The organism is Nocardioides litoris, assembly GCF_006346315.1.
Taxonomy (GTDB): Bacteria; Actinomycetota; Actinomycetes; order Propionibacteriales; family Nocardioidaceae; genus Nocardioides; species Nocardioides litoris.
Genome location: NZ_VDMR01000002.1, coordinates 588,778 through 610,945, shown reverse-complemented (window position 1 = coordinate 610,945; position 22,168 = coordinate 588,778). Strand labels below are relative to the sequence as shown.

General features: G+C 74.1%; 19 protein-coding genes. 13 read left to right on the top strand and 6 right to left on the bottom strand.

Translation table 11 applies throughout. The features are described from left to right. The first annotated feature begins 2 nt into the window (after nt 1–2). Genes FJQ57_RS10960 through FJQ57_RS10945 form a run of 4 tightly spaced genes read left to right on the top strand, consistent with a single transcriptional unit; the run spans nt 3 to nt 3,664 of the window. The gene (locus FJQ57_RS10960; protein ID WP_139980093.1) at nt 3–890 is read left to right on the top strand and encodes a fructosamine kinase family protein; all 888 of its coding nucleotides are present in this window, start codon (nt 3–5) and stop codon (nt 888–890) included. A 59-nt stretch (nt 891–949) separates the two neighbouring features. Next, on the top strand, nt 950–1,648 hold the full coding sequence (locus tag FJQ57_RS10955; protein ID WP_170219382.1) for a response regulator transcription factor: 699 nt from the start codon (nt 950–952) through the stop codon (nt 1,646–1,648). Continuing rightward, nucleotides 1,645–3,054 carry a HAMP domain-containing sensor histidine kinase gene (locus FJQ57_RS10950; protein ID WP_139980092.1) on the top strand — a complete coding sequence of 470 codons (1,410 nt, stop codon included), beginning with the start codon at nt 1,645–1,647 and terminating at the stop codon, nt 3,052–3,054. The genes FJQ57_RS10955 and FJQ57_RS10950 overlap by 4 nt, the downstream gene beginning before the upstream one ends. Next, on the top strand, nt 3,047–3,664 hold the full coding sequence (locus FJQ57_RS10945) for a hypothetical protein (RefSeq protein ID WP_139980090.1): 618 nt from the start codon (nt 3,047–3,049) through the stop codon (nt 3,662–3,664). The genes FJQ57_RS10950 and FJQ57_RS10945 overlap by 8 nt, the downstream gene beginning before the upstream one ends. Before the next feature lie 11 nt (nt 3,665–3,675). Here the strand turns inward: FJQ57_RS10945 and pabB are convergent, their stop codons facing one another. From pabB to FJQ57_RS10930, 3 genes are read right to left on the bottom strand one after another with little or no spacing between them, the layout of a single operon-like run. Next, nucleotides 3,676–4,947: an aminodeoxychorismate synthase component I gene (gene pabB, locus FJQ57_RS10940; protein WP_139980088.1), complete on the bottom strand. Its 1,272-nt coding sequence runs from the start codon at nt 4,945–4,947 to the stop codon at nt 3,676–3,678. Beyond that, nucleotides 4,944–5,522: an anthranilate synthase component II gene (locus FJQ57_RS10935; protein ID WP_139980086.1), complete on the bottom strand. Its 579-nt coding sequence runs from the start codon at nt 5,520–5,522 to the stop codon at nt 4,944–4,946. The genes pabB and FJQ57_RS10935 overlap by 4 nt, the downstream gene beginning before the upstream one ends. Further along, nucleotides 5,519–7,459 carry an anthranilate synthase family protein gene (locus FJQ57_RS10930; protein WP_139980084.1) on the bottom strand — a complete coding sequence of 647 codons (1,941 nt, stop codon included), beginning with the start codon at nt 7,457–7,459 and terminating at the stop codon, nt 5,519–5,521. The genes FJQ57_RS10935 and FJQ57_RS10930 overlap by 4 nt, the downstream gene beginning before the upstream one ends. A gap of 160 nt (nt 7,460–7,619) precedes the next feature. On the opposite strand from FJQ57_RS10930, the gene FJQ57_RS10925 reads away from it, so the two are divergent. Together FJQ57_RS10925 and FJQ57_RS10920 are read left to right on the top strand one after the other, a co-directional pair. Next, the gene (locus FJQ57_RS10925) at nt 7,620–8,120 is read left to right on the top strand and encodes a hypothetical protein (protein WP_139980082.1); all 501 of its coding nucleotides are present in this window, start codon (nt 7,620–7,622) and stop codon (nt 8,118–8,120) included. Nucleotides 8,121–8,186: 66 nt separating this feature from the next. Continuing rightward, nucleotides 8,187–9,686, top strand: a complete 1,500-nt coding sequence (locus FJQ57_RS10920) for a flotillin family protein (RefSeq protein ID WP_139980080.1) — start codon at nt 8,187–8,189, stop codon at nt 9,684–9,686. Nucleotides 9,687–9,700: 14 nt separating this feature from the next. Here the strand turns inward: FJQ57_RS10920 and FJQ57_RS10915 are convergent, their stop codons facing one another. From FJQ57_RS10915 to FJQ57_RS10905, 3 genes are all read right to left on the bottom strand, one after another. Next, nucleotides 9,701–10,363, bottom strand: coding sequence for a PepSY domain-containing protein (locus FJQ57_RS10915; RefSeq protein ID WP_139980078.1), 663 nt, complete (start codon nt 10,361–10,363; stop codon nt 9,701–9,703). A gap of 164 nt (nt 10,364–10,527) precedes the next feature. Further along, entirely contained in the window at nt 10,528–12,735 is a 2,208-nt protein-coding gene (locus FJQ57_RS10910) for a HelD family protein (RefSeq protein WP_139980077.1), read from the bottom strand. Between the two features lie 127 nt (nt 12,736–12,862). Then, entirely contained in the window at nt 12,863–13,666 is an 804-nt protein-coding gene (locus FJQ57_RS10905; protein WP_139980075.1) for an enoyl-CoA hydratase family protein, read from the bottom strand. Between the two features lie 54 nt (nt 13,667–13,720). Here FJQ57_RS10905 and FJQ57_RS10900 point away from each other — a divergent pair, with 54 nt between their 5' ends. The 7 genes from FJQ57_RS10900 (at nt 13,721) to FJQ57_RS10870 (ending at nt 22,145) form a co-directional block, all read left to right on the top strand. Beyond that, nucleotides 13,721–15,418 carry a molybdopterin-dependent oxidoreductase gene (locus tag FJQ57_RS10900; RefSeq protein ID WP_139980073.1) on the top strand — a complete coding sequence of 566 codons (1,698 nt, stop codon included), beginning with the start codon at nt 13,721–13,723 and terminating at the stop codon, nt 15,416–15,418. Between the two features lie 94 nt (nt 15,419–15,512). After that, a complete protein-coding gene (locus FJQ57_RS10895; RefSeq protein ID WP_139980071.1) occupies nt 15,513–16,217 on the top strand; it encodes a fasciclin domain-containing protein in 705 nt (234 codons plus the stop codon). 40 nt (nt 16,218–16,257) lie between these two features. Beyond that, nucleotides 16,258–16,863 carry an ECF RNA polymerase sigma factor SigK gene (gene sigK / locus FJQ57_RS10890; protein ID WP_139980069.1) on the top strand — a complete coding sequence of 202 codons (606 nt, stop codon included), beginning with the start codon at nt 16,258–16,260 and terminating at the stop codon, nt 16,861–16,863. Next, complete coding sequence (locus FJQ57_RS10885; RefSeq protein WP_139980067.1) at nt 16,860–17,573, top strand: anti-sigma factor; 714 nt, start codon at nt 16,860–16,862, stop codon at nt 17,571–17,573. Before sigK ends, FJQ57_RS10885 begins: the two co-directional genes overlap by 4 nt. Further along, complete coding sequence (locus tag FJQ57_RS10880; RefSeq protein ID WP_139980065.1) at nt 17,573–19,579, top strand: FAD-dependent oxidoreductase; 2,007 nt, start codon at nt 17,573–17,575, stop codon at nt 19,577–19,579. The genes FJQ57_RS10885 and FJQ57_RS10880 overlap by 1 nt, the downstream gene beginning before the upstream one ends. Next, complete coding sequence (locus tag FJQ57_RS10875) at nt 19,576–20,838, top strand: SAM-dependent methyltransferase (RefSeq protein ID WP_139980063.1); 1,263 nt, start codon at nt 19,576–19,578, stop codon at nt 20,836–20,838. Before FJQ57_RS10880 ends, FJQ57_RS10875 begins: the two co-directional genes overlap by 4 nt. After that, nucleotides 20,835–22,145 (top strand): SAM-dependent methyltransferase, encoded by a 1,311-nt coding sequence (locus FJQ57_RS10870; protein ID WP_139980061.1) that lies wholly within the window; start codon nt 20,835–20,837, stop codon nt 22,143–22,145. The genes FJQ57_RS10875 and FJQ57_RS10870 overlap by 4 nt, the downstream gene beginning before the upstream one ends. The last annotated feature ends 23 nt before the right edge of the window (nt 22,146–22,168 follow it).

Genomic DNA, 22,168 nt, shown 5'->3' with positions numbered 1-22,168 from the left:
CGATGGCCCGCCAGCCCGCCGTCGCCCGCCGCGCCGAGCAGCTGCTCGGCGCCGCGGTCGTGGCCACCGCCCCGGTGGCCGGCGGCGACGTGTGCGTGGCGACCAAGCTGCGGCTGACCGACGGCCGGCAGGCGCTGGTCAAGACGCTGCCCCAGGCGCCGCCCGGGTTCTTCGCCCGCGAGGCCGATGGCCTGCGGTGGCTGGGCGAGGCCACGGCCGACGGGGGCGTGCCGGTGCCCGAGGTGCTGGCCGTCGCCGACGACTGCCTCGTCCTGGCCTGGGTCGAGACCGGCCGCCCCTCGGCCGACGCGGCCGCCGACCTCGGGCGCCGGCTGGCCGCCACCCACGCGGCCGGCGCGGCGTCGTACGGCGGCGTGGGCGGGGCCGACGGGTTCATCGGCCGGCTGCCGCTGCCGGGGTCCCCGACCGACACCTGGGCGGAGTTCCACGCGACGCGGCGGCTGCTGCCCTTCACCAGGCTGGCCGCCGACCGCGGGGCCATCGAGCCCGACGACGCCGCCGCGGTGGCCGCCGTCGCCCGGCGCCTGGGCGACCTCGTGCCCGAGGAGCCGCCCGCGCGGCTGCACGGCGACCTGTGGAGCGGCAACGTCCTGTGGGCCGTCGACGGCGCCGGCATCGACGGCACGACGGCCCTCGTCGACCCCGCCGCGCACGGCGGCCACCGCGAGACCGACCTGGCCATGCTCGCCCTGTTCGGCCTGCCCCACCTGCAGCGCACCCTCGACGCCTACGCCGAGGCGGCGCCGCTCGCCGACGGCTGGGAGGACCGGGTCGGGCTCTTCCAGCTCTTCCCGCTGCTGGTGCACGCCTGCCTGTTCGGCGGCGGGTACGGCGCCCGCGCGGCCGAGGTCGCCCGCCGCTACGCCTGAGGCCCGGGTCACGTCCGCTTCTCAGACGCGGTTCAGGGCTGCGTGCGAGAGTGGAGGCCGTGTCTGCTCCGTCCAAGTCCCGCGTGCTGGTCGTCGACGACGACAAGGCCGTGCGCGAGTCGCTGCGCCGCTCGCTGGAGTTCAACGGGTACGACGTCCACCTGGCCGGCGACGGCGCCGAGGCGCTGGCCGGCATCGGCAGCGTCGCGCCCGACGTGGTCGTGATGGACGTGATGATGCCCCGCCTCGACGGGCTCGAGGCGACCCGTGCGCTGCGCGCGGCCGGGCACGACGTCCCGATCATCGTGCTGACGGCCAAGGACGCCGTGGGCGACCGGGTCGAGGGCCTCGACGCCGGCGCCGACGACTACCTCACCAAGCCCTTCGCGCTCCCCGAGCTGCTCGCCCGGCTGCGCGCGCTGCTGCGCCGCGCGGTCCCGGTCGACGACGACGGCGAGGAGGTGCTGACCTTCGCCGACCTGTCGATGAACGTGAGCACCCGCGACGTCGTCCGGGCCGGGCGCACCATCGAGCTCACCCGCACCGAGTTCACCCTCCTCGAGCTGTTCCTGCGCCGGCCGCGCCGGGTGCTCGACCGGTCGTTCATCCTCGAGGAGGTGTGGGGCTACGACTTCCCCACCACCGCCAACTCCCTCGAGGTCTACGTCGGCTACCTGCGCCGCAAGACCGAGGCCGAGGGGGAGTCGCGCCTGCTGCACACCGTGCGCGGCGTGGGCTACGTGCTGAAGGAAGCATGAGCGCCACCGGCACCGAGACCCCCGCGGCCGCCCCGGCCGGCTGGCACTACCGCCGCTCGCTCGCGAGCCGCGTCACCCTGCTCACCACCATCGCGGTCGGCCTGACGGTCGCGGTGATGGCGCTGAGCACGTTCCTCGTCGCCCGCGACCAGCTGCAGAACCAGCTCGACACCTCGCTGGTCGACCGGGCCCGCGCGGCCGGCCTGGCCTCGCTCGACGCCAAGGACGACCGGCTCTACAACATGTCCTCGGTCGCGGCGGGCGCCGCCGACATCCGCCTCGAGCGCATCGTGGTCAACGACCCCACCCTGGCCGACGTCTCCGACCTGCCCATGGGCGAGCCGGAGTACGACGTCGCGCGCGGCCGCTCCGACGTCAGCGTCCGCACCGTCGGCATCGGCGGCGAGCGCTTCCGGATGGTCGCGGTGCCGATCGAGGGCACCGGCCAGGCCGTGGTGATCGCGCAGTCGCTGCAGGACCAGGAGGAGTTCCTGGCCAAGCTCGGTTGGACCACCCTCACCTTCGGCCTCCTCGGCGTGCTGCTGGCGACGGCGGCCGGCTGGGGCGTGGCCCGCAACGGCCTGCGGCCGGTGCGCCGGCTGACCGCCTCGGTCGAGACCATCGCGCGCACCGAGCGCCTCGACCCGCTGCCCGTCGAGGGAGGTGACGAGCTGGCGCGGCTCTCGACGGCGTTCAACGAGATGCTGGCCGCCCTCTCGGCCTCCCGCGACCGGCAGCGCCGCCTGGTCACCGACGCCGGGCACGAGCTCAGGACGCCGCTGACCTCGCTGCGCACCAACGTCGACCTCCTCGTGCAGGCCGACCACGACAAGGTCGAGATCGACCCCTGCCAGCGCGCCGAGCTGCTCGAGGACATCCGTGCCCAGACCGACGAGCTGACCACGCTCATCGGCGACCTCACCGAGCTGGCCCGCGACGAGCCGCTCGCCCCGGTCGTGGGCGAGGTCGACCTCAGCGAGATCGTCGACGCCTCCGTGCAGCGGGTGCGCCGCCGCGCGCCCGACAAGACCCTCGACGTCGAGACCGTCCCCTGGGAGGTCGTCGGCGAGGCGCCGGCGCTCGAGCGGGCGGTGACCAACCTGCTCGACAACGCCGCCAAGTGGGGTCCGGCCGGCTCCACCATCCGGGTGCGCCTCACGCACGGCGACCAGACGGCGACCCTGACCGTCGACGACGAGGGTCCGGGCATCGCGCCCGAGGACCGCGAGGCCGTCTTCGACCGGTTCTGGCGGGCCGAGGAGTCACGGTCGATGCCCGGCTCGGGCCTCGGCCTGTCGATCGTGCGCCAGGTGGCCGAGCGCCACGCCGGGCGCGTGCGCGCCGAGGAGTCGCCGGAGGGCGGCGCCCGCCTCGTCCTCGAGCTCCCCGGGAGGCCCGGTGCGTGACCTCGTGCGGTCCGTCGCGACCGCGGCCGCCGCGCTCGCCCTCGCCGGCGGCCTCGTGGCCTGCGGGGGCGACGACGACGCGCCCACGACGGGTGAGCGGCCCTCGCTGCCCGCCGACGCCCCCGAGCTGTGGAACCCCTGCGACGGCCTCGACCCCGAGGCGGTCTCGACGTCGTTCGGCGTGCGGTTCACCGTCCGCACCGGCACCGACGCCGAGCCGCAGTGCTCCTTCGCCCCGACCGCCGAGGGCGACCCGGCGGTCGACGTCAGCTACCAGCTGTACGCCGGCACCCTCGACGACCTGCTGCGCACCTTCGGCAACCAGGAAGTCGCCGGGCGGACCCAGGTCGCCTCGCCCGAGGTCCCCGGCGCCGACGACGCCCGCGTCATCTCCGACGTGGCCGACGACGGCACGCTGGCGGTGACCGGGTTCGTGCGCAACGGTCGCCTGGTGCAGGTGGTCAACGCGCTCCAGCCGCCGCCGTTCCAGCGCCCGCGGATCGTCACCGCCGTCACCGCCGTGCTCGGCGGCCTCGCCGAGCACGCCTCGGAGTCCGGCATCACCGACGACGCGCCCGGCGCCTCGCCGACCGACCAGCCGACGCAGTAGGGCCGCGACCGTCAGACCTCGTCGAGCGCGGCCAGCACCCGGCTCGTCTTGGCCTGGGTCTCGGCCCACTCCTCCGCGACGTCGGAGAGCACGGTGAGCCCACCCCCGGTGCCGACCCGGTAGGTGCCGTCGCCGGCGGTCGTCAGCGTCCGGATCACGACCCCGAGGTCGGCCCGGCCGTCGGCCGAGAGCCAGCCGAACGCGCCGGCGTACGCGCCGCGGGGTGTCTGCTCGACTTCGCCGACGACCTCCATCGTGCGCCGCTTGGGCGCCCCGGTCATCGACCCGGCCGGGAACAGCGCCCGCAGCGCCTGCACCGTCGAGACCTCCGGCCGGAGCCGCCCGCGGACCGTCGAGACGAGCTGGTGCACCGCGGCGTAGGACTCGACCGCCATCAGCTCGGGCACCTCGACGCTGCCCACCTCGCAGACCTGGGCCAGGTCGTGACGCAGGAGGTCGACGATCATCAGGTTCTCGGCACGGAACTTGGCGTCGGCGGCCAGGTGGCGCCGCTGCCGCTCGTCGGCCTCCGGCGCCGCGCCGCGCGGCGTCGTGCCCTTGATCGGCTTGGTCTCGATCGTGCGGTCGGCCGTGACCAGGGCGTAGCGCTCCGGGCTCGACCCCAGCAGCCACGCCCGCGCGCCCGGCACGTCGTGCTGCAGGAACCCCGCGTACGGCGCCGGGTTGAGCGCGCGCAGCCGCCGGTAGACGGTGACCGGGTCGAGGTCGCTGCGACGCTCGAGCCGGTGGGTGAGGTTGACCTCGTAGGTGTTGCCCGCGTGGAGGTGCTCCTGGACGCGGGCGAACGCGGCGCGGTAGGCGGGAGGCGGCTGGGCACCACCACTCGAGTGGTGGTCCTCAGGGTCCACCGACGAGACGTCGTCGACGGACCCTGAGGTCGGTGACGCCGGCTCGTGGTCGAACGCCCGCACGTGTGAGGGACGCATCCACACCGCGTCGGGCAGCCAGGGGTCGGGGGCGGCGGGGAGGTCGGGGCGGGCGGCGTACCCGAGGTAGCCGAACCAGGGGCCACCCTCGGCCAGCTCCCGCTCGAGCACCGCGAACACGTCGTCGCCGACGACCGTGCCCCGCCCGCCGGACCACCGCGTCACTTCCCGCGTCGCGGCCGAGTAGCTCAGCGACACGTCGTCGGGGTCGAGCCAGGCCAGGACCGAGCGCCGGCCCGACCAGTCCCGGCCGCCGCCGCCGTCGAGCCACACGCACCGCGGGTGCTCGGCCGCGACGGAGGCGAACAGCGCCTCCACCTCGCTGGCCCCCGTCACCCGGCGCCCCCCAGGAACGACGCCACCATCGCCGCGCCGTGCTCGGAGAGCACCGACTCCGGGTGGAACTGCACGCCCTCCTGCGGGCGCGTGCGGTGCCGGACCCCCATCACCGTGCCGTCGTCGGCGTGCGCGGTGACCTCGAGGTCGTCGGGCACGGCCAGCGCGGCGAGCGAGTGGTAGCGCACCGCGGCGAACCCCTGCGGCAGCCCCGCGAAGACCCCGCGGCCGTCGTGGCCCACCCGCGCCACGACGCCGTGGGCCGGGACGACGCGCCCCACCGTGCCGCCGTACGCCGTCACGAGGCCCTGCAGGCCGAGGCAGACGCCGAGCACGGGCCGACGGCCGTCGCGCAGCACCTCGCGGCCGACCGCGAAGTCGGCGGCGACGTCGGGCGACCCGGGGCCGGGCGAGAGCACCACGTGGGAGTGGCGCAGCACGTCGTCGGGCTCGACCTCGTCGTGCTGCACCACCCGCGGCAGGACGCCGGTGACGGAGGCGACGAGGTGGACCAGGCTCCAGGTGTAGGAGTCGTGGTGGTCGACCACCACGACGTCGGGGGCGGCCGGCGTCACCGCTCCAGCAGCAGGTCGGCCACGAGCTCGTGGAGCAGGTCGTAGCCGCGCTCGGTGAGGATCGACTCGGCGTGGAACTGGATGCCGCGGAAGCCCGGCCCGCGCACGTGGTGGACGTCGCCGGACCCGGCGTCGACGTCGACCGAGACGCCCGCGCGCACGCCGTCGGGCACGGTGCCGTCGGCGGCGACCCGCCCGACGAAGGTGTTGTAGAACCCGACGCGCTCGGTGCGGCCGTCGTAGGGCACGGCGGACTGGGTGCCCTGGAAGACGATGTCCTTGTAGGCCAGGTCGATGCCGAGCCGGTCGCAGAGCACCTGGTGGCCCAGGCACACCGCGAGGAACGTGCGCTCGGCGGCCAGCAGCTCCTCGACCGCGGCGCGCACGGTGGCGATCTTGGGGTCGTCGCCGTCGCGCGGGTCGCCCGGCCCGGGGCCGACGATGACGAGGTCGTGGCCGTCGAGGGCGCCGGGCACCCAGTCCTCGTGGCGCACGGTGGTGACCTCGAGACCGAGCACGCCGAGCACGTGGCCGAGCATGTTGACGAAGTCGTCCTCGTTGTCGAGCACGACCACCGAGCGGCCCGCCAGCCGCGGGTCGGGCGGCGCGCCCGCCTGGTCGGTCAGCCAGAAGCGGCTCAGCCGCCGGTTGCGGGCGTTGAGGGTGAGCAGCACGTCCTCGTCGGCCACCAGCTCGGCCAGGTCGACGTCGGGCACCGGCGCCGGCGGGACCAGCCCGAACGCGGAGAGGATGCCGCCCGCCTTGGCGTGCGTCTCGGCCACTTCGTACGCCGCGTCGCTGTCGCGCACGAGCGTCGCGCCGGCGGTCACGGTGAGCCGGCCGTCGGGCTTGACGTCGGCGGTGCGGATGACGATCGGGCTGTCGACGACCGCGCCCCCGTCGGCGTCGCGGCCGAGGATGGCCAGCGCGGCGCCGTAGTAGCCGCGGCCCTCGGTCTCGTACTGCTTGATGAGGCGGCAGGCGTTCTCGACCGGGCTGCCGGTCACCGTGGCGGCGTACATCGTGTCGCGCAGGACCTCGCGCGGGTCGCGGTCGGTGCGGCCGGCCAGGAGGTACTCGGTGTGGACGAGGCGGCTCATCGGCTTGAGGAACGGCCCGAGCACCTGGCCGCCCTCGTGGCAGATGTCGCACATCATCTTGAGCTCCTCGTCGACGACCATGAAGAGCTCGTAGATCTCCTTCTCGTCGCGCAGGAAGTCGAGCAGCTGGGTGCGCGCGCCGCCCTTCTCGTCGTCGGCGGCGGGGATGCGGAAGGTGCCGGAGATGGGGTTCATCCGGACGTCGCCGCCGTGGACGCTGACGTGGCGCTCGGGGCTGGCCCCGATGAGGTAGCGGTCGCCGGTGAAGAAGACGTAGGTCCAGTAGGCGCCGCGCTCGCGCTCGAGCAGCCGCCGGAAGACGGTCAGCGCGACCTGGGGGCCCCAGTCGGCGACGGTGGCGCGGTAGGGGCGGCCGACGACGAGATTGGCGCCCTCGCCCTGGCCGATCTCGTCGTCGATGATGGTGCGGACCAGCTCGGCGTACTCCTCGTCGCTGGTCTCGAAGCCGCCCACGTCGGCGAGCTCGACCGGCACCGGGTCGATGGCCTCGACCACCTCGGCGACGGAGAACTCCAGCTCGGTCTCGATGTCGACCACGACCAGCGGGGTGCCGTCGTCGTGGGCCTCGAACCCGCGTTCGGCGACCTGGCGGAACGGGATGGCGACCAGCCGGTCGGCGAGGTGGCCGTCGGCGGGCGGCCCCTCCTCGAGCGGCACGTCGAGGATGGAGGCCACCTCGCTGCGCCGACCGCCCACCAGGCCGACCGTGTCGCGGTCGCCGGCCCGGGTCGAGCGGCGGATGATCGCCCACGCCTCGTGCCCCTGGAGCGCGGCGATGGCGTCCCGGGCGGCCCGTGCGGGCGAGGCGTCGGTCATGCCCGGATCCTAGGGGCGCCCTCCCCCGGGCCTCGGCCCGTGGTCTCGGGACAGGCGCCAGGGGTGGGTTCGAGGGGCGCCGTCCTCGACCACCGTCGGCCTCGGCCTCGGCCTCGACAGCGGTCACGCCGGGCCGGCGGTGACCGGAGTAACATGGGTCATGGCCCTCTTCCTCGTCATCGGCGTCGTCGGACTCGCCGTCATCGCCGTCTCGCTGGTCCTCGGCGACCTCGCCGAGGGCGTCCTGCCGGGCCTCGACGCCGACTGGTTCTCCACCGAGGTGCTCGGCGCGTTCGTCTCCGCGCTCGGCTTCGGCGGCGCGATCGCCCTGCAGGCCGGCCTGGCCGAGGGCCCGGCGGCGCTGGTCGGCGTGGCCGCGGGCGTCGTCTTCGGCGCCGGGGCGGCCGGCCTGACCCGCCTGGTGCGCGGCGGGGCGACCGACGACGTGCCCGCGGCCGACGACGTCGTGGGCCGCGAGGGCCGGGTGCTCTCGGCCGTGCCCGACGCGGGGTTCGGGGCGGTCGAGGTCTGGGTAGGAGGACACACGCTGCGGTTCAACGCACGGGCTGACCTCCCGCTCGAGTCCGGCACCCGCGTCCACGTCACCGGCGTCCTGTCCCCGACCGCCGTGACCGTCTCGCCCCTGTGGGCCGGCCCCTAGGCCGACCCCGCAGGGCCACCGACCCCTCTCGGGACCCCGCAACCCCCAACAAGAAGGAGCCAACCCATGTTCGACTCCGTCCTCGGCCCCGTGATCGGGCTCGTCGTCCTGGTCCTGCTGGTCGTCCTGCTGGTCACCAGTCGCTACAAGGTCGCCGGCCCCAACCAGGCGTTCATCATCACCGGCCGCAAGGGCAAGGCCGTGCTCAACCCGGAGACGGGCCAGCTGAGCACCGACCTGTCCGGCCAGAAGGTCGTCCTCGGCGGCGGCGTCTTCGTCATCCCGTTCGTGCAGAAGCAGGCGACGATGGACCTCTCGTCGCGGCGCATCTCGGTGCAGATCCGCGGCGCGGTCTCCGGCCAGGGCATCAAGCTGAACGTCGAGGGCGTGGCCATCGTCAAGGTGGGCGGCAACGCCGACCAGATCCGGCTGGCCGCCCAGCGGTTCCTCAGCCAGCAGCAGGACGTCGAGCCGTTCACCCAGGAGGTGCTGGCCGGCGCGCTCCGCTCCATCGTGGGCGGCCTGACGGTCGAGCAGATCATCCGCGACCGGGCGGCGTTCGCGCAGCGGGTGGCCGACGAGTCGGAGAACTCCCTCACCGGGCAGGGCCTGATCCTCGACACCTTCCAGATCCAGGACGTCACCGACGACGGCAGCTACCTGGCCGACCTCGGTCGTCCGGAGGCCGCGCGGGTCAGCCAGACGGCCAAGATCGCCGAGGCCGAGGCGCTGCGCGCGGCCGAGCAGGCCCGGATCGCGGCCGAGCAGGAGATCGCGGTCGCCCAGCGCACGCTGGCGCTCAAGCAGGCCGAGATCAAGGCCGAGACCGACGCCGCGTCGGCCCAGGCCGCTGCCTCCGGTCCGCTGGCCCAGGCCGACCGCGACCAGGCGATCCTCACCGAGCAGGAGAAGGTCGCCGTGCGCCAGGCCGCGCTGACCGAGCGCAAGCTCGAGACCGAGGTCCGCAAGCCGGCCGACGCCGAGCGCTACCGCGTCGAGCAGGAGGCCGAGGCCAAGCGGTCGGCCGAGATCGCGGCCGCCGACGCCCGCAAGGCCTCGACCATCGCCGCCGCGCAGGCCAAGGCCGAGGAGGCCCGGCTCACCGGTGAGGCGGAGAAGTCCCGCCGCGCCGCGCTCGCCGAGGCCGAGGCCATCGAGGGCGCCCGCCGCGGTGAGGCCGAGAAGGCCCGCCGCACGGCGGAGGCCGACGCGACCCGCGCGGAGGGCGAGGCCCAGGCGGCCGCGACGTTGGCGGTCGGCTCGGCCGAGGCGGAGGCCATGGACAAGCGGGCCGAGGCGTTCGCCAACTACAACGACGCCGCGGTGCTGCAGATGCTCATCGAGGTGCTCCCGCAGGTCGCCCGCGAGGTGGCGGCCCCGATGGGCGCCATCGACCAGCTGACCGTCGTGTCCACCGACGGCGCCGGCGCACTGCCCCGCCAGGTCAACGACAACGTCGTCCAGACCCTGTCGATGCTCAAGACCACGACCGGCATCGACCTGGAGTCGCTGCTCAAGCGGGGCGCCGACGGCGCCGCCAAGCGGCTGGAGCCCGCCGAGGGCTGAGCCCTCGGGCCTCCTCAGTCGTCCTGGTCGACGCCCACGACCTCACCGGTCACGGCGTCGACCAGGACGGTCTGCTCGGTCGCCGTGTCGTCGCCGAACCCGACCTGCCACACGGCCTGCCCGCGCTCCAGGTCGAGGTCGAGGTCGGTCAGCTCCGAGCCCGCACCGGCCTCGGCCGCCGCGGTCCGCACGGCTGCCTCGTGGTCGACGGTCGCGTCGGCCAGCAGCTGCTGCCGCTCGGCCAGGTCGTCGGCGTCGTCGGCGTCGTCGCGGTCGACGCGGGGACCTCCGACGACGGTCGTGCCGGCCTCGTCGACGTCGACGTCGTTCTCGGTGCCGTCCTCGGTCACCACGGTGACCTCCCAGGTCCCCGCGTCTTCACGGTCGACGGAGAACAGCGTCGACCCCGGTACGGCGGCCACGGCCGTCGAGGCCGCCGCGAGCACCGCGCCGTCGGCCGTGGCGGCAGACCCGTCGGTCTGGTCGGTCTGGTCGGACCCGTCGGCCGGGGCCGGGGCGGAGGAGCCCTGGCTCGGCGCGCTCGAGGGGGCGGTGTCGCTGGTCGGGGCGGCGGCGACCGGGGCCGCGTCGCCGTCGCCGTCAGAGCCGCAGGCGGTGAGGACGAGCGCGGCGACGGCGGTGGCGGCGAGGGACGAGGTGCGCAGGACGCGGGACATGGTGGGCTCCAGACGAGGTGGGGTGCGATGACACCTCGGAGGTTGCCGCGCCGCACGCTGTGGCCGCGCCAAGCCGGGGTTAAGCCTCTGCTAAACCGGCCGGTCGACCCCTCGGCCCCCGGGCCGCCCGACCGCCCGCCCGTCCCGACCGACGCAGCGCGGGCTCAGGAGACGGTGGTCAGCAGCTGGGTGGCGCGGGTGAGCACGACGTACAGGGTGGCGCGGCCGGTGGCCGACTCGTCCTCGATCTCCTGCGGGCGGACGACGACGATGGCGTCGAACTCGAGGCCCTTGGTGTCGAGGCCGGTCAGCACGACCACCCGGTCGTCGCCCGAGGGCGTGACCGAGGAGTCGACAGCGGCCCGGGCGCCGGTGGCGTCGTCGGCCAGCTCGGGCCAGGAGGCCAGCCAGGCGTTGACCTCGGAGCGGCGGGCCACGGGCACCACGATGCCGACGGTGCCGCCGACCCGGCCCGCCACCTCGACCACGGCCTCGCGGGTCGCGGCCTCGAGGTCGGGCACCGGGCCGACGACCCTCGGCTCGACCCCGGTCGAGCGGACCGCCGTGGGCAGGTCGGCGTCGAGGCCGACCCGCTCGGCGTACGCCGCGGCGAAGGCGTAGATCTCGCTGGAGTTGCGGTAGTTGGTCGAGAGGTGGAAGGCGTGCACGGGCTTGCCGGCGAGCGCCTCGGCGCGGGCGGCCTCGGACTCCGCGGGCACGGGCCACGACGACTGCGCGGGGTCGCCGACGATGGTCCACGAGGCGGTGCGGCCACGACGGCCGACCATGCGCCACTGCATCGGCGTCAGGTCCTGGGCCTCGTCGACCAGCACGTGGGCGTAGCCGTCGTCCTCGATCGAGCCGGTCGGCGGCGCCCACGCTCGGCCGGCGGGGGCGTACTCCCGGTCGGAGGCGGTGACCAGCTCCTGCAGGTCGACCCCGCCCACGATGGCGCCCAGTGGGTCGTCGCGCTCGTCGTCGGCGCGGGCGGGCACGTCGCCGAGGGCGTAGCGCAGCTCGTCGACCAGCGGCACGTCCTGGATGCTGAGGTCGGGCTCCCGGCGACCATGGCCGCCCTCGGCCGGGGCGGGCCACGACTTCAGCAGCAGCCGCTGCTCCTCGGCGCCGACGACGCCCTCGCCGACCCGGGCCAGCAGCTCGGGGTCGCGCAGCCAGCCGAGCACCTCGACCGCGGTCAGCGGTGGCCACCAGGCGGCGGCGAAGTCGACGAAGTCGTCGTTGCCGAGCAGGTCGTCGTCGAACAGCTCCCGGCCGCGGTCGCGGCCGCGCTCGCTGCGCACCTGGCGCCACAGCGCGTCGAGCAGCGCCCGGGCCACCCGCGGGAGCACCTGGTTGCGCCGGCCCTGCGACATCAGCTGGCGGCGCAGCTGACCGAGGCGGCCGCGGTCGAGCACGAGCGTGTTGTCGTACCAGAAGACGCGGAACTCGCGCGGGCTGCCGGGCGCCTGCTGCCGCGCCACCCGGCGCAGCAGCTCGGCCATCCGCGCCGACCCCTTGACGTCGGCCACCGCGGGCTCGTCGTGCCGGGTGCCCCGCAGCCCGTCGACGACCTCGCCCAGCGACCGCAGGGCCACCGCGGTCTCGCCGAGGGAGGGCAGGACGCGCTCGATGTAGCGCATGAAGACGCCGCTGGGGCCGATGACCAGCACGCCGCCGGCCTCGTAGCGACGGCGATCGGTGTAGAGCAGGTAGGCCGCGCGGTGCAGCGCGACCACGGTCTTGCCGACGCCGGGCCCGCCGCTGATGACCGTCACGCCCTTGCCGGGCGCCCGGATCGCCTTGTCCTGCTCGGCCTGGATCGTGGCCACGATCGAGTGCATCGTGCGGTCACGGGCCCGCGAGAGCTGGGCCATCAGCGCGCCCTCGCCGAGGATCGGCAGGTCGTCGACGTTGGCCTCGGCGTCGAGCAGCTCGTCCTCGACCCCGGTCACGGTCGTGCCGTGCGAGCGCAGCACCCGCCGGCGTACGACGTCGTGGGGCTCGGCCGCGGTGGCCTGGTAGAACACCGCGGCGGCCGGGGCGCGCCAGTCGATGAGCAGGGAGTCGCGGTTCTCGTCGCGCAGCCCGATGCGGCCGACGTAGCGGGGCTCGGGGTCGCGCTCGGGCCGCAGGTCGAGGCGGCCGAAGACCAGGCCTTCGTGGGCGGCGTCGAGCTGGGCGAGGCGCTTGGCGGCCTGGAACACCATCGCGTCGCGCTCGACGAGGCCACCCTCGTGGCCCAGGCGCCCGCGGTCGTGGCCCTCGCGGGCGAGCTGCTGGGCCGCGCGGCCGGCGTCCACGAGCTGCCGGTGCACGCGGTCGACGAACGCCTGCTCGCGCGCGATCTCCTGCTCGACGAGCTTGTCACTCACTGCTGGGTCCTCCAACGCGGACGGCGCCCCCTCGGCGCCGAAGGCAAGAGGAAGACTCTACAAAGGTCCGGCCCTCCGGCGTACGTCGACGGCGAAGTCCGCGGTGAGAGACCCGTCTCAGCGAGGGTCACCGGCCACGGGAGAGGAAGGCGGTCATCGCCTGGCGGGCCTCGTCGGAGGCGAAGAGCCGGGCCGAGAGCGCGGCGACCTCGTCGGCGCGGGCGTCGATGCGGTCGAGCAGGTCGCGGGACAGCAGCGCCTTGGTCTCCCGCAGGCCCTGCGGGGCGCCGGTGGCGAGCTCGGCGCACACCTCGCGGGCCACCTCGTCGAGCCGGTCGGCCGGCACGGCCCGGGTGACCAGGCCCATCTCGACGGCCTCGGCCCCGCGGAACGTCGCGCCGCCGAGGCAGGCCCAGGCCGCCGCCCGCGAGGTCAGCCGGGGCAGCACGGTCAGCGAGATCACGGCCGGCGCGAGCCCGAGCTTGACCTCGGTCAGCGCGAACGACGCCTCCTCGGCCGCGACCACGACGTCGCAGGCCGCGACGATGCCGGTGCCGCCGGCCCGCACCGGGCCGCGGACGACGGCGACGACGGGCTTGCCCATGGCCACGATCGAGCGCTGCAGGGCCACGATCGCGCGGGTACCGGCCTCCATGCCGTCGGTCGAGGCCTCCGACAGGTCGGCGCCGGAGCAGAAGACCCGGTCGGCCGAGGTGACGACGACGACGCGGACGGCGTCGTCGGCCGCGGCCCGGTCGAGCCGGTCGGCGAGCTCGGTGACGAGCTGGCGGGACAGGGCGTTGCGGTTGTGGGGCGAGTCGAGCGTGATGGTGGCGACCGCCTCGTCGACGGCGAGGTGCACGAGCTCGTCGGCCGCTCCGGCGGCCGGAGCCGTCTTCGCTGGGGTGTGGTAAGTCACGTCGTCGGCCATGGACTCATCCTGCCGCACCCCATCCGCCGAGGCCCTCCGCGACGAACACCACCCATGGCTTCACCCTCGCGCGCCCGCCGCGCCGCGCCCACCCGCCCCCGCTGGCTCTACGCACTGATCGGGCTCGTCTCCACGCTCTTCGGCGTCGGACTGGCCCAGCTCCTCGCCTCGCTCTTCAAGCCCAGCACCTCCCCGGTCTCGGCGCTGGGCACGTGGGTCGTCGGCGTCGGCACCGAGGGGTTCATGGCCCCGGTCAAGGACTGGGCCATCGAGCAGTTCGGCGAGAACGACAAGCTGTTCCTGCAGGCCAACGTGGCCGTGGGCGTGCTCGTCCTCGCCCTGGTGGCCGGCCTCGTCGCCCGCCGCAGCTGGCAGGCCGGCGCGGTCGTGCTGGTGCTGATGATCGCCGCGCCCGTCCTGGTGCTCATCACCGGACCGGTCTTCGGCGTCCTCGACCTCGTGCCCTCCCTCGTGGCCCTGGTGGCCGCGGTGGCGGCGCTGTGGTGGCTCGACGGCCTGGCCCGCGGCACGGCGCCCGCGATGAGCGTCCCCGGCCGCACGGGCGGGTCGGAGAAGCCCCGCGCGGTCCTCTCCGACACCCCCGGCAAGGACGCCCGCGACACCGTCAGCTCCGACGACCCCGCCACCCGGCCCGAGCGCGAGCCGGACGCGGCCCGAGGCCCGAGCCGCCGCGGCGTCCTGGTCGCCTCCGCCGTGCTGACCGCCGTGGCCGTGGTCGCCGGCGGCGCGGGCCGCTTCATCACGGCCGCGAAGTCCAAGGCCCAGAAGATCGCGCTGCCCCAGGCGGCCTCCGGCGAGGTGCCGGCCGCCCTGCCCGCCGACCTGAGCAAGACCTACCCCGGCATCTCGCCGCTGCAGGTGCCCAACGCCGACTTCTACCGCGTCGACACCCGGCTCGACGTGCCCGTCGTCGACGCCGACACCTGGACGCTGACCATCGACGGCGACGTGGAGAACGAGTTCTCCATCACCTTCGACGAGCTGCTCGAGATGGAGTTCGTCGAGCGCGACATCACGCTGACCTGCGTCTCCAACACCGTCGGCGGCAAGTACGTCGGCGCCGCCCGCTGGCTCGGCGTGCCACTCCAGACCCTCATCGACCGGGCCAAGCCGCGCGACGGCGTCGACCAGATGCTGGCGACCGACTTCGACGGCATGACCATCGGGACGCCGTACGACCTGCTGACCGACGGCCGCGAGGCCCTGCTGTGCGTCGGCATGAACGGCGAGCAGCTGCCGCGCGAGCACGGGTTCCCGGTGCGGGTGGTCATCCCCGGCCTCTACGGCTTCATCAGCGCCACCAAGTGGGTCACCCGCCTGACGTTCACGACGTACAAGGATCGGGAGTCCTACTGGACCGAGCGCGACTGGGACACCCGGGCGCCGATCAAGCCCTCGGCCCGCATCGACACCCCGCGCAGCGCCCAGCCCATCGACGGCAAGGAGCTCCTGGTCGGCGGCGTCGCCTGGGCGCAGTTCGACGGCGGCGTGAACAAGGTCCAGGTGCAGCTCGACGGCGGCCCGTGGACCGAGGCCACGCTCGGCGGCGACGTCAACGCCGTCTACTGGCGCCAGTGGTACTTCCAGGTCCCCGACGCGCTCGAGCCCGGCAGCCACTCCGTCTCCGCGCGCGTGGTCGACGGCAACGGCAAGGTCCAGACCGACGTGCGCGCCCAGCCGTACCCCGGTGGTGCCAGCGGCATCCACACGCTCCTCTTCCGCGTCGAGTGACCCGGATCACCCCAAAACCTCGATCTGGCCCCATCCGCTCGGCCCGTCACGCCGAACAACCCCTGTAAGTCCCCAATCGGAAGGTCTCACCTCCATGAACACCAAGCTCATCCGCCGCGGCACCGCCGCTGCTGCCGTCCTCACCCTGTCCCTCGGTCTCGCCGCCTGCGGCGAGGAGGACGAGCCCACCACCGGCTCCGGCACCAGCGAGGGCACCTCCGAGTCGGCCGCGCCGGCCCCCTCGGAGTCCGAGTCCAGCGAGGAGGGTGGCACCTCTGACGCCGCCTTCGGCCCGGCCTGTGGCGACCTGCCCCAGGGCGACGCCGCCGGTGGTCTGACCGCCATGACCGACCAGCCGGTCGGCGAGGCCGCCAGCACCAACCCGCTGCTCAAGACCCTCGTCGCCGCCGTCTCCGCGGTGCCCGGCCTGGTCGACACCCTCAACGACGAGTCCGCGTCGTACACCGTCTTCGCGCCGGCCGACTCGGCCTTCGAGAAGATCCCCGCCGCTGACCTGCAGGGCCTGCTCGACGGCGCCGCCGAGGCCAACAGCCCGCTGGCCACCGTCCTGCAGCACCACGTGCTCGGCGAGCGGGTCCAGCCCGACTCCATCGAGGGCGAGCAGACCCCGCTGGCCGGCGACCCGCTGACCGTCGAGGGCGACCCGGCCTCCGACCCGGACAACGTCACCGTCACCGACGGTGCCGCCACCGCCAACATCGTGTGCGGCGGCATCCAGACGGCCAACGCGACCGTCTACGTCATCGACACCGTGCTCACCGGCCCCCTCGCCGGCTGACGTCCACCACACGTCACACGGATACGACACCATCAGTCGCGTGAGCAGACTGACGCCCGAGCCCGCCGGCACCCCTCGCGGGGTGCCGGCGGCGCCGGGTGACCTCCTGGCCAACCTCCTCAAGGAGGCCGCCAAGGGGCACCAGGAATCCTTCGCCCAGCTGTACGACGCCACGTCGTCGCGGCTGTTCGGGCTGGCGCTGCGGGTCGTGCGCGACCCGGCCCAGGCCGAGGAGGTCGTGCAGGAGGCCTACCTCGAGGTCTGGAAGACCTCCACCCGCTTCGACCCCGATCGCGGCAGCGCGTTGTCGTGGCTGATGACCATCTGCCACCGCAAGGCCGTCGACCGGGTCCGTTCCGCCGAGGCCTCGACCCGGCGCGACACCAGCTACCACCAGCACAACCACGCGGTCGAGCACGACACGACCGCTGACGCCGCCCAGGCCTCGCTCGAGGCACAGCGTGTGCGCTCCGCGCTCGCCGGACTCACCCCGGTGCAGCGCGAGGCCATCGAGCTGGCCTACTTCGGCGGCTACACGCACACCGAGGTCGCCGGGATCCTCGACCTCCCGGTCGGCACCGCCAAGACCAGGATCCGTGACGGACTCATTCGACTGCGAGACAAGATGGGAGTAGGGGGCTCATGAGCATCGACATCCACGCCCTCTCCGGCGCGTACGCCGTCGACGCCCTCGACGACATCGAGCGCGCCCAGTTCGAGCGCCACATCGCCGACTGCGCCAGCTGCCGCGCCGAGGTCGACTCGCTGCGCGAGGCGGCGGCGCTGCTCCCGGAGACCGCCGACCTCACCCCGCCCGACGCGCTGCGCGAGCTGGTGCTCGCCGGCATCCAGACCGTCCGTCCCGTCCCCCCGGTGGTGCTCGCCGCCGGCGACCGGGGCCGGTCGACCCGTCGTCGATTTCCACGCCTGGTGGCAGCAGCTGTCGCGCTGATCGCCCTCGGCGGCGTGGGGGGTGCCGTCGTCTGGCAGTCCGATGACGACCGCTCCGGCGTCGTCGAGGCCCAGCGCGTGCAGGACGCCCCCGACGCCCGCACCTACACCCAGGAGATGGGTGACGGCGGCTCGGTGACGATCGTGCGCTCGGAGAAGCTCAACCAAGCCGTGGTCACCACCGCCGGCCTCGAGCCCCTCGCGGACGACGAGACCTACGAGCTCTGGCTGATCCACGACGGCGTCATGGTGCCGGCGGGCATCACCGACGGCGACGTGTCCAACCTGCTCCTCGAGGGCGACCCGCGCACCGCCAGCGGAGCCGGCATCACCATCGAGCCCGAGGGCGGCAGCGAGGAGCCCAGCCTCCCGCCGATCGCCCAGCTCGACTTCAAGCAGGCCTGATGTCCGCTCGCACCATCGCGGTCGTCGGATCCGGCGTCGCGGGGCTCACCGCTGCCTACGTCGCGTCCCGCACCGCCCACGTCACGGTCTACGAGGCCGACGACCGGCTCGGCGGCCACGCCGACACCCACGACGTCCTCGAGCGCCGGGCCGACGGCTCCCAGCGCACGCTGCGCATCGACACCGGCTTCATCGTGCACAACCCACGCACCTACCCGGTGCTGCTGCGCCTGTTCGCCGAGCTCGGCGTGGCCACGCAGCCCTCGGAGATGTCGATGTCGATCGCCGACGACGACTCCGACCTCGAGTGGGCGGGCGCGCTGGGCCGCACCGGGCTGTTCCCCACCGCGGCCAACGTCCGCAACCCGCGCTACCTGGCCATGCTAGCCGAGATCCCGCGCTTCCACCGCCGCGCCAAGGCGCTGCTGGAGGTCGAGCACGACGAGCGCACGCTGCGGGAGTTCCTGGCCGACGGGCACTTCTCGCGCTACTTCGTGCGGCACTTCATGGAGCCCGTCGTGGCCTGCGTCTGGTCGTGCGACCCCGAGGTCTCCCTCGACTACCCCGCGCGCTACCTGTTCCGCTTCCTCGAGCACCACGGCATGCTCGGCATCTTCGGCTCCCCCCAGTGGCGCACGGTCACCGGCGGTTCCCGGTCCTACGTCGAGAAGGTCGGCGCCGCCGTGCAGGAGGTGCGCCTCGGCGCCAAGGTGACCTCCGTGCTCGAGACGGCCGACGGGGTCGAGGTCACCGACAGCAACGGCGCCACCGCGACGTACGACGCCGTCGTGGTCGCCACGCACCCGAGCCAGGCCCTCTCGATGCTGGCCGAGCCCACGCCGCTGCAGCGCGAGCTGCTGACCGCGATGCCCTACGCGCCCAACACCGCCACGCTGCACACCGACACCTCGCTGATGCCCTCCGCGTCGGACGCCTGGGCGTCGTGGAACTTCCGGCGCGTGGGGGCCGACGTCGAGCGGCCGACCGACGACGGCGTGGTCGTCACCTACGACCTGACCCGGCTGCAGCGGCTCGACACCGACACGCACTACCTCGTCACCCTCGGCGGCACCGACCTCGTCGACCCGGCCACGGTCATCGACCGGATGGCCTACGAGCACCCGCTCTACAACCCCGTCTCCGTGGCCGCGCAGGCGCGGCTCGGCGAGATCGACTCCGAGCGCCTCGTCTTCGCCGGCGCCTACCACGGGTGGGGCTTCCACGAGGACGGCGCGCGCTCCGGCCTGGCCGCCGTCACCAAGCTCGGCCTCGACTGGCCGCTGGTGGTGCACGCCGAGACCCCGCAGGTGCCGACGGGCGTCTACGACACCGAGGTCAGCCACACCCGACGTGAGCCGTTCGGCCACCGCTTCCGGCTGCGGTCGCACACCTGGGTCGTCGACCTCGACGACCTGCCCGACCACGGGCAGCTGGCCCGCTTCGAGGCGCGCGACCACCTCGGCGACCCCGACACCTCGATCCGCGCCAACGTGGTGGCCTTCCTGCGCCAGCACGACGTGGAGATCGGCACCGGCAAGGTCTTCATGGCCGCGCAGGCCCGCGCGTTCGGCTACTGCTTCAACCCCATCTCGGTGTTCTGGTGCCACGACGAGCGTGGCCGGCTCGCCGCGACGGTCGTCGAGGTCCACAACACCTACGGCGACCGGCACGCCTACCTCGTCCACGCCGACGAGCAGGGGCGGGCCCGCACCGAGAAGGCCATGTACGTCTCGCCGTTCCACGGCACCGACGGCCACTACGACCTCGTCGTGCCCGTCCCCACCGACGCCGACGGCCTGCGGCTGGTGGTCGAGCTGACCAGCGACGGCGGCCAGCGGTTCAGCGCGACGCTCGCGGGCCGGCGTACCGGCACGACGCCGCGACGCGCCGCCCCCGCCGCCCTGCGCGGCTCCCTGCTCATCCGCGCCCACGGCATCCGGCTGTGGTCGCGCCGTCTCCCGGTGCGGCCGCGGCCCACCCACACCCAGGAAGGGGTGCAGTCATGACCGTCGCGACCGAGCGCCTCAGCGCCAACCACTGGCCCGGGCTCGACGTGGTGCCCTCCGGCCCCCGGTCCCGCTTCTCCGCCCGCATCGCGCGCCGCCTGTTCATCGGCGCCGTCGGCCGTCTCGACGTCACCGTCGTGTGCGGTGACGACACGTGGGGCCGCGGCGGCCCCGTCATGGTCATCCACCGGCCCGAGGAGTTCTTCCTCCGCATCGGGCGCCACCAGCTGATCGGGTTCGGCGAGGCCTACCTGACCGGCGCCTGGGACGCCGAGGACCTGGGCGGGTTCCTGCAGGTGCTCGCGGCCGAGATGGCCGACCTGGTGCCGGCGTCGCTGCAGAAGTTCCGCGCCGTGGTGGCCAAGCGGCCCCCGCGCACCCAGCGCAGCAGCACCAAGAACTCCCGCAGCAACATCGCCCACCACTACGACCTGTCCAACGACCTCTTCCGGCTGTTCCTCGACCCGACGCTGACCTACTCCTCGGCGCTCTTCGAGGGCGACCCGCACGCGGCGCCGGCCGCGGCGCTCGAGGAGGCCCAGGGCCGCAAGATCGAGCGGCTGCTCGACGAGGCCGGCGTCGGCCCCGGTTCACGCGTGCTCGAGATCGGGTCGGGATGGGGGGAGCTGTGCATCCGGGCCGCCCGCCGCGGGGCCACCACCACCTCGCTGACCCTCTCGGTGGAGCAGAAGGCCCTGGCCGACGAGCGCATCGCCGAGGCGGCCGAGCGGGAGGGCTGGGACCCCCGCGCCTGCTCGATCGAGATCTGCGACTACCGCGACGTCGTCGGCCGTTTCGACGCCGTCGTCTCGGTCGAGATGATCGAGGCCGTGGGCTGGCAGTACTGGCCGGCCTACTTCGAGACCATCGACCGCGTGCTCGCCCCCGGCGGCCGGGTCGCCATCCAGGCCATCACGATGCCGCACGACCGGATGCTGGCCACCCGCAACACCTACACCTGGATCAACAAGTACATCTTCCCCGGCGGCTTCCTGCCCTCGGTGCAGGTCGTCGACGAGATCACCCGCGAGCACACCGCGCTGCGCATGCGGCCGGCGTACTCGATGGGGCAGCACTACGCCCGCACGCTCCAGCTGTGGAACGAGGCGTTCCTCGCCGCGTCGTCGCGGGTGCTCGAGCTCGGCTTCGACGAGACGTTCCTGCGGATGTGGCACTTCTACCTGGAGTACAGCCGCGCCGGCTTCGCCTCCGGCTACATCGACGTCAACCAGCTGACCTTCACGAGGGACCCCGCATGACCAGCACCCAGCACTCCACCACCACGCGCGGGCACTCCGGCGGCGTCGCGGCGCAGCTCGCCGAGGCCCTCGAGCCGTTCGTCGGCGGCGAGCTGCCGGTGCGGCTGCGGGCCTGGGACGGCTCGGAGGCCGGTTCCGCCGACGGCCCGCTCGTCGTGCTCCGCTCGGTCGACGCCGTACGCCGGCTGCTGTGGCACCCGGGCGAGCTCGGCGCCGCCCAGGCCTACGTCACCGGCGAGCTCGACGTGCCCGAGGTCGACGGCTGGGACCTCGACAAGGCGCTGACCTACGCCTTCGCCGTGGCCCGGGAGCGCGGGCTCTCCGGCACGCCGCGGCCCACGCCCGCCGCGCTGGTCAAGGCCGTGCGCGCCGCGGTCGACCTCGGCGCGATCAGCCGCCCGCCAGCCCCGCCCGCCTCGCAGGCCCGCATCCGCGGCCGGCTGCACTCCGCGCTGCGCGACCGCCGCGCGATCAGCCACCACTACGACCTCTCCAACGAGTTCTACTCGCTGATCCTCGAGCCGAACATGGCCTACTCCAGCGGCTACCACTCCTCGCCGGAGCAGCCGCTGCAGGAGGCCCAGGAGGCCAAGCTCGACCTCGTCTGCACCAAGCTCGGCCTGCGCGAGGGCTCCACGCTCCTCGACGTCGGCTGCGGCTGGGGCTCGATGTCGCTGCGCGCGGCGGAGAGGTTCGGCGCCCGCGTCGTCGGGGTCACCATCGCGGCGGAGCAGAAGAAGTTCATCGACGACCGCATCGCCGAGCGTGGCCTGCAGGACCGCGTCGAGATCCGGCTGCAGGACTACCGCGAGGTCCCCGAGCGCGACCACTTCGACGCCGTGTCCTCGATCGAGATGGGTGAGCACGTCGGGCAGAAGAACTACCCGACGTACGCCGAGGTCCTGCGCCGCTCGGTCAAGCCCGGCGGCCGGGTGCTGGTGCAGCAGATGTCGCGCACCGGCAAGTGGCCCGGCGGCGGCCCGTTCATCGAGTCCTTCATCGCCCCCGACATGTACATGCGCCCGGTCGGCGAGACCGTGGCCATGCTCGAGGAGGGCGGGCTCGAGGTGCGCGACGTGCACGCGCTGCGCGAGCACTACGTGCTCACCGTCGCCGGCTGGCTGGACAACTTCCGGGCCAACCGCGACCGTCTCGTCGAGCTGCTCGGCGAGGAGGTCTACCGGGTCTGGGAGCTCTACCTCGTCGGTGGCTCCATGGCCTTCCGCGACGGTCGGATGGGTGTCGACCAGATCCTGATGGTCCGCCCCGGCGGGCCCCACGACCTGCCGCTGCAGCGGGCCTTCTGACCCCGCAGGGGTGAGAGCGCCTG